This window comes from Candidatus Cardinium sp. cByotN1 (assembly GCF_022810525.1).
Classification (GTDB): domain Bacteria; phylum Bacteroidota; class Bacteroidia; order Cytophagales; family Amoebophilaceae; genus Cardinium.
Genome location: NZ_JAACGG010000129.1, coordinates 1 through 6,523 on the forward strand (window position 1 = coordinate 1; position 6,523 = coordinate 6,523).

Genomic DNA, 6,523 nt, shown 5'->3' on the forward strand with positions numbered 1-6,523 from the left:
AATATAATCGAAGAAAAACAGTCATGAACGGATACCTCTGCTTTACTGATTAACAAGTAAAATATATCTATTCAGAGCATTGGTAAAAAAGACTTTTTTATACCATTTTGTTCTTGATAAAAAAGTAAGCAAAAAATCAAGCCCTCAGCAGCTATGTTACAAAGGATGCTTTTTCTTGTTGTAGGGTCCTAGAAAAATGGTAAATGGATACAAGCAAGTTGCTTGTTTAGATGTAGCCCACGTCAGTTAGTCAGGGTTGCATGGATACAAATTTTTAGGCAACCGTTGATACAATGCAAAACATCCCATATCTTTTATATAAGTAATATTTTCATAATCTCTTAAAAGTTCTCTATCACTTTTATAAAGAATAAAAAAACAAGGCTTATCAATTTCCCCTGTTAATAGCCAAGCTATATTCCGTTTGTTTAATGCTTTGGATTGATCAGCATAAAAAAGGGGCGCAGCTGATTTGAAACCAATAGTAGTAAGGTATAGAGACTTTCCTTTGCATGCTTGACAAAAATCTACCATTTTCTTTTGGGTGTAGGCTTCCACTTTTGGTGCTATACACATTAAAAAAAAAGTCAACGTACCAATATTAACACACATAAAAGTGCCTATAAAAGGAACCAAACGATCCCGGATAAGATAATAGTAAGCTAAGCTTATACCTATGATATAGATGATTCCTGGCATACTGTCCCAATAGCTCCATACAACCAATACCTTTAATGCATCCTTAATAACTTGGTTAGTAATAAAAGAATACCATAAATCTTTATATCGCATCATCAAAGGAATAATCGCTAAAGCGCTGCCTAACACTAGCCCTACCAATAAAAATAAAGTGGCTATCTTGGAACAGATATAGTTTCTATGATAGATCGACTCATAGAAAAAATCAGCCGCAAAAAAGGTTATGGGAAAATAGGCCATAGAACTATAATGCACAATCTTAGTACCCACTAGGGTAAAAATCAGTAAAACGCTTGCCAATAAAGCTTGCATATTAGCTGCAAAATAATTATTCCTAATCATTTTTTTTTCTTTCAAAAAAAGGATAGCAAATAGGGAACTAGGAAAACATCCCCCAAAAAGCACCAAATAATGGTAGTACCAAGGCTGAGCGTGGGTATGAACAGGTTGCTGACAGAGCAATAGATGATAGGCCCAAAATTCTTTAATAAAAGTATATCCGTTAGACCAAATTTCTGGAATCAGCCAACAAGATAAGAGACCTGCTGCTACCAGCATAACTACAATAAGTCCTTTGAATGAAAAGGCCCTTCTCCTAAACCAGGTATAGGATAATGCTAACGTAGCAAATGGTATAAGAACCGCCATAGGTCCTTTAGTCAATAACGCGCAACCTATAGAGAGACCTGTACCGCCATAGATCCATCCTTTGAATGACGTAACGTCAGTTGATAACAAATAGATAGCCAGCAACAAAAAGTAATTAAAAAAAGGATCTATAATACCTGATTTAAAATAAAAATGAGGCAAAAAAGCAGTTGCATATAGGCACATCCACAAAAAACCAAACCACTTCCCTTTGTATCGTTTACCTATGTAATAGAGCGTTACAAGCGTCAATAGCCCACAAATCAAGTTAGGAAAACGGGCCCCGATTTCATTGACACCCCAAAAATGCATGCTAACTGCTTGTAGCCAAAAGAATAAAGGCGGTTTCTCGTAAAGGGGCTGAAAACCAAAAGTTACTTGACCATAGCGGCCCGTATGCATCATTTCTCTGGTAATTTCGGCAAAATAAAGCTCATCTAAATCAAATAGATGTAGCCCCCCTATTCCCAACGCAAAAATAGATCCAAAGCCAACTAAAAAATAAGCAACACTACTATTTGTTAATAGAGAATCTTTTTGCATATGTGTATAAGAACGAGTAGATAGAACGATCTAACCAATTTGGGCCATTAAAACCAACCACAAAAAGATACACTATCAGGGAAGAAAGACTACCCATCCAAGCACCTACATAGATATCTATATAAAAATGCTGACAGAGATAAATTCTTGAATAAGCCACCATTAGAGCTAGCCCCAGCCATGCTATACTATAGATTATATTTTTATTCTTAGACAATAGTTGTATAACAGATATCAGGACAAATATAGTAGCAGCGTGACCTGAAGGAAAACTTAAATCCCTCAATAAGGATACCCGATCTACTAGGTGCAGGGAGGCATCTAGAGGCAACAAGGCTATGGGCCTTAGCATATCTCTAAAAAAAATACGCTTGAACAATTGTACCACAATAGACATAAAGAGAAAACTGCCTCCCATAATGATAAGCTTTCTACAACTTGCACGCAATAAGGCAACCACCGTTAGCAGCAATAGATAGGTAAACCCATCACCTAACCAGGTTAAATAAGGCGCTATAACATCAGCTACAGGATGATGCCACTGTTTGAGTAGGATAAAAAAAGCAAGTTTATCGAATAGGAAAAATGGGATGGCACCAATAGTCAATATGGAAGCAAGCAGATAGAAAAAGAAATTATTTTGATGCCAAATAATTCGAAAAGCCTTTAGCTTGTTCATGTTTTTTTAATATAGTAACGAATGGTAGTCCATTTATGACAAAAAAATACCCCTGCTAAAATAGTTGCTAGCAGGGGTATTTTTATAAGTAGCCCCACCATAATGGTGAATAGATAAGTAAAAAAGTAGAAATGGAATTATTTTTAAAGAACTTGCTTAATCAGCTAATTGCTTAAGCTGACGCCATTCCGTGAACAGAGGCTATATTTTGATTATACCAAACATCCTAATTACTCATAGAAACCAAAAACTCTTCATTATTACGTGTACCCCGCATTTTCTTAAGTAGAAAATCCATAGCTTCAGTAGAACTCATATCAGCCATAATGTTACGCAATATCCAGATACGGGCCAATTCCTCTTTTCCAATTAAGAATTCTTCATGTCTTGTTCCGGAGGATGGTACATCAATAGCTGGATAGATACGTTTATTAGCCAACTTACGATCTAATTGGAGCTCCATATTACCTGTACCTTTGAATTCTTCAAAAATCACCTCATCCATCTTAGAGCCTGTATCAATAAGTGCAGTAGCCAAAATGGTCAGCGATCCACCATGCTCCACATTACGAGCTGCACCAAAAAATCGCTGAGGTTTATGGAGTGCGTTGGCATCAATACCACCAGAAAGTATCTTGCCAGAAGAAGGGCTAACCGTATTATGCGCCCGAGCCAATCGGGTAATAGAATCTAACAAGATAACCACATCACGACCACATTCTACCATTCTCTTTGCCTTTTCTAAAACAATATTGGAAACTTTTACATGGCGCTCAGCTTGTTCATCAAAGGTAGAGGCAATTACCTCTGCTTTTACATTTCTAGCCATATCTGTTACCTCCTCTGGGCGCTCTCCAATTAACAGAACAATCAAATAAACTTCTGGATGATTGGATGCAATTGCATTGGCTATTTCTTTTAATAGTACCGTTTTACCTGTCTTAGGTTGCGCTACAATCATACCACGTTGTCCCTTACCAATAGGAGAAAACAAATCCATAATGCGAGTTGAATATTGACTGGCTCCATTGGAAATATGCAACTTATCATGTGGAAAAAGCGGTGTAAGATGTTCAAAAGGAATACGATTACGCCCCTCCTCTGTAGTCACACCATTCATATAAATTACTTTTAAAAGAGCAAAATATTTTTCTCCTTCCTTGGGTGGACGTATTTTTCCACGAATGGTATCACCTGTTTTGAGGTTAAACAACTTGATTTGCGAAGGAGACACATAAACATCATCTGGGCTAGCTAAATAATGATAGTCCGAGGAACGTAAAAATCCATAGCCATCTTGCATAATCTCCAGCACACCTTCTCCCTCAATAGTGGTATCCACGTTATGGAGCAGACTTCCCTCTTTTTTATTTTTTTCAAATGAAGCGGTTACTTCTTTTGGTTCTTTTACAGTAGAACCGGTAGAAACACTACGGTCATTCATCACTGCTTTTTCTGAATCTGGGGCAACAGATTCCTTGGTTGCACTTTGTAGATTAGATTCATTTTGTGGCTCTATTACTCTAGATTTCAGATAACTTTTCCTTGGTAAGACAGATGGAGAGACCTCCTTGGGTTGCAGTGGTGCAACAAATGGCTCATTATGCTTTTTTTGAGGAACCTCCCCTACAGGAAGTACAGCTTGTTGGTCCAATATTTTATAAATAAGTTCCTCTTTTGAAAGCGTTTTATAGCTTTTAACTTTAAATCTTTCTGCTATTTCGCGTAACTCAGAAATAAGTTTTTGATTGAGCTCTCCGATATTGTACATGATTGAGTTAGGTGTATTTTAAATAAAAGTCGATTAAAGTAATACGAATGATCTTAATGATGATTCTTAGAATGAACAGGAGTAACCTACATTACATAAGCATCTAAGCCAAGTTTTTTAAGATGCATTCAACAAATAGCATTTGTTTTCAGAAGAAACATCTATATTAAATAGCCTATTACCTTCTTATTTGTTCTGATTTTGCTTTTTTAAATCTAGTAAGAATGGCCAAAAATAAAGGTATTTTTGTGCCTATACAGAATATATAACAGCTGTAATAAGGAATGAATATCAATGCAGGACTCCGAATGCAGCCCTATGGCAAACCAATACGAACAATTATACAACTATAATTTGAAAAAATCAAAAAAAGTATCATTTTTAAGAAAAAATCAGTGATTGAGTAAAATTATGTAATTTTAATCAGAGTATGCTGTTTCTTCAAGTCAGTGGTAAATAAATAAGGTATTTTAATTTATTTTTCTTTGATCAAGCAATAAGCAAAAAGTCAAACCCTGGGTAAAAAATGGCTGAAGTCACTCCTTAAAGCTGGAAAATAAAGACTACACGCTTTGTGCAAGGTTCCAACAGGTTGTTTTTTGATCAGCACTAAAGAGTAATTTCAGATCGGAATTATTTTACAATGAGCGTTTTTAGGGCATGTTCTTCTAATAAGACTGAATGGGTACAAGATGATAGTATAACTAGTAGGGAAAATATAATGATTGATTTACAACGTATAAGAACAGATAAAAAAGCAGTGGTAGATGGTCTACACAAAAGAGGATTACCCGATGCAGAAGCGCGCATCGAAGCCATATGTAAACTGGACAGAGAAAAACGGGCTACACAATCTGAACTAAACACCCTAGCAGCTACGCTCAATAAGCTGAGTAACCAAATAGGGCACCTATTGCGTAGCGAGGTAGAAACTACCATACTAGAGGCAAAAAAAAAAGCAATCAATGATTTAAAAGAGAGGATCAAAGCGTTAAAGCAACAGTTTAAGACGCATACTTCCTCTTTACTGGAGCAGCTATATGCACTTCCCAACTTGCCTCATCAAAGTGTACCGATTGGTAAACATGCCGATGACAATCTGATTATTTATGAAACGCCACTAAATCCAAGCAGCGGGCAATTGGCGCACTGGGACTTAATTAAAAAATATGATTTAATTGATTTTGAATTAGGTAATAAAATTACAGGTGCTGGTTTTCCCGTATACAAAGGAAAAGGCGCTAAGCTACAACGTGCTTTAGTAAACTTTTTTCTAGATCAAGCAGAAAAATCAGGTTACACAGAAATCCAACCTCCTATTTTAGTTAATCAACAATCTGCTTATGCAACGGGTCAACTACCTGATAAAGAGGGACAAATGTACCATATCCCATTGGCTGACTTGTACCTAATACCTACTGCAGAAGTATCCATCACAAATATCTATCGTGATACAATTGTAGCCACGACTGCACTACCTATTAAACATGTAGGCTATACACCTTGCTTTAGACGAGAGGCAGGGTCTTGGGGAGCTGATGTACGAGGGTTAAATCGATTGCATCAATTTGATAAGGTAGAACTGGTACAAATTTGCCATCCTGACGATTCTTATGCTCATCTAGAAAAGATGTTAGCCTATGTGCAAGGGTTAGTAGAACAACTAGCGCTACCTTATCGGGTGCTAAAGCTTTGTCAGGGAGATTTAGGTTTTTGCGCTGCTATGACCTACGATATAGAAGTATATGCTGCAGGCCAAAACAAGTGGCTAGAAGTGAGCTCAATCAGTAATTTTGAAACCTTTCAATCCAATAGGTTATCACTAAGGTACAAGGATCAAAATAAAAAAAGTTGTCTTTTGCATACTTTAAACGGCAGTGGGCTAGCCTTACCACGTATACTAGCTTCTCTGTTAGAATACCATCAAAGACCAGATGGGATTGCTATTCCAAAGGTGTTACGCCCTTATACAGGATTTCATATTATTGATTAGTATTTTTACAAGAAAAATTTGATAATAAATAACATTTTAGCATCCTAATGGCCATGCTAAAAAATCAATAGTTTGTATCCGTTCACGACTGTGGTTTTTCTTCGATTATATTTAGCAACTCTTTGGTTTGCGTTCACGAAATTAGTAGAAAATGAATTTTTCATGTTACTTTTTTCTTGATAAAAAAGTA

The 6,523-nt window shown here is 36.4% G+C and carries 4 protein-coding genes; 1 reads left to right on the forward strand and 3 read right to left on the reverse strand.

Translation table 11 applies throughout. From position 1 onward, the window contains the following. Positions 1-246 precede the first annotated feature (246 nt). The 3 genes from MUW73_RS03850 to rho form a co-directional block, all read right to left on the reverse strand. Positions 247-1,890, reverse strand: a complete 1,644-nt coding sequence (locus MUW73_RS03850) for an ArnT family glycosyltransferase (protein WP_243017896.1) — start codon at positions 1,888-1,890, stop codon at positions 247-249. Continuing rightward, entirely contained in the window at positions 1,862-2,569 is a 708-nt protein-coding gene (locus MUW73_RS03855) for a phosphatase PAP2 family protein (RefSeq protein WP_243017895.1), read from the reverse strand. Before MUW73_RS03855 ends, MUW73_RS03850 begins: the two co-directional genes overlap by 29 nt. 226 nt (positions 2,570-2,795) lie before the next feature. Beyond that, entirely contained in the window at positions 2,796-4,340 is a 1,545-nt protein-coding gene (gene rho / locus MUW73_RS03860) for a transcription termination factor Rho (RefSeq protein WP_243017894.1), read from the reverse strand. Positions 4,341-5,061: 721 nt separating this feature from the next. Here rho and serS point away from each other — a divergent pair. Further along, positions 5,062-6,333: a serine--tRNA ligase gene (serS, locus tag MUW73_RS03865; protein ID WP_243017897.1), complete on the forward strand. Its 1,272-nt coding sequence runs from the start codon at positions 5,062-5,064 to the stop codon at positions 6,331-6,333. Positions 6,334-6,523: the final 190 nt, after the last annotated feature.

Bases quoted from the DNA above. Each gene is read 5' to 3' on its own strand.
- MUW73_RS03850 (WP_243017896.1), bottom strand. From the start codon at position 1,890: ATGCAAAAAGATTCTCTATTAACAAATAGTAGTGTTGCTTATTTTTTA.
- MUW73_RS03855 (WP_243017895.1), bottom strand. From the start codon at position 2,569: ATGAACAAGCTAAAGGCTTTTCGAATTATTTGGCATCAAAATAATTTC.
- rho (WP_243017894.1), bottom strand. From the start codon at position 4,340: ATGTACAATATCGGAGAGCTCAATCAAAAACTTATTTCTGAGTTACGC.
- serS (WP_243017897.1), top strand. From the start codon at position 5,062: ATGATTGATTTACAACGTATAAGAACAGATAAAAAAGCAGTGGTAGAT.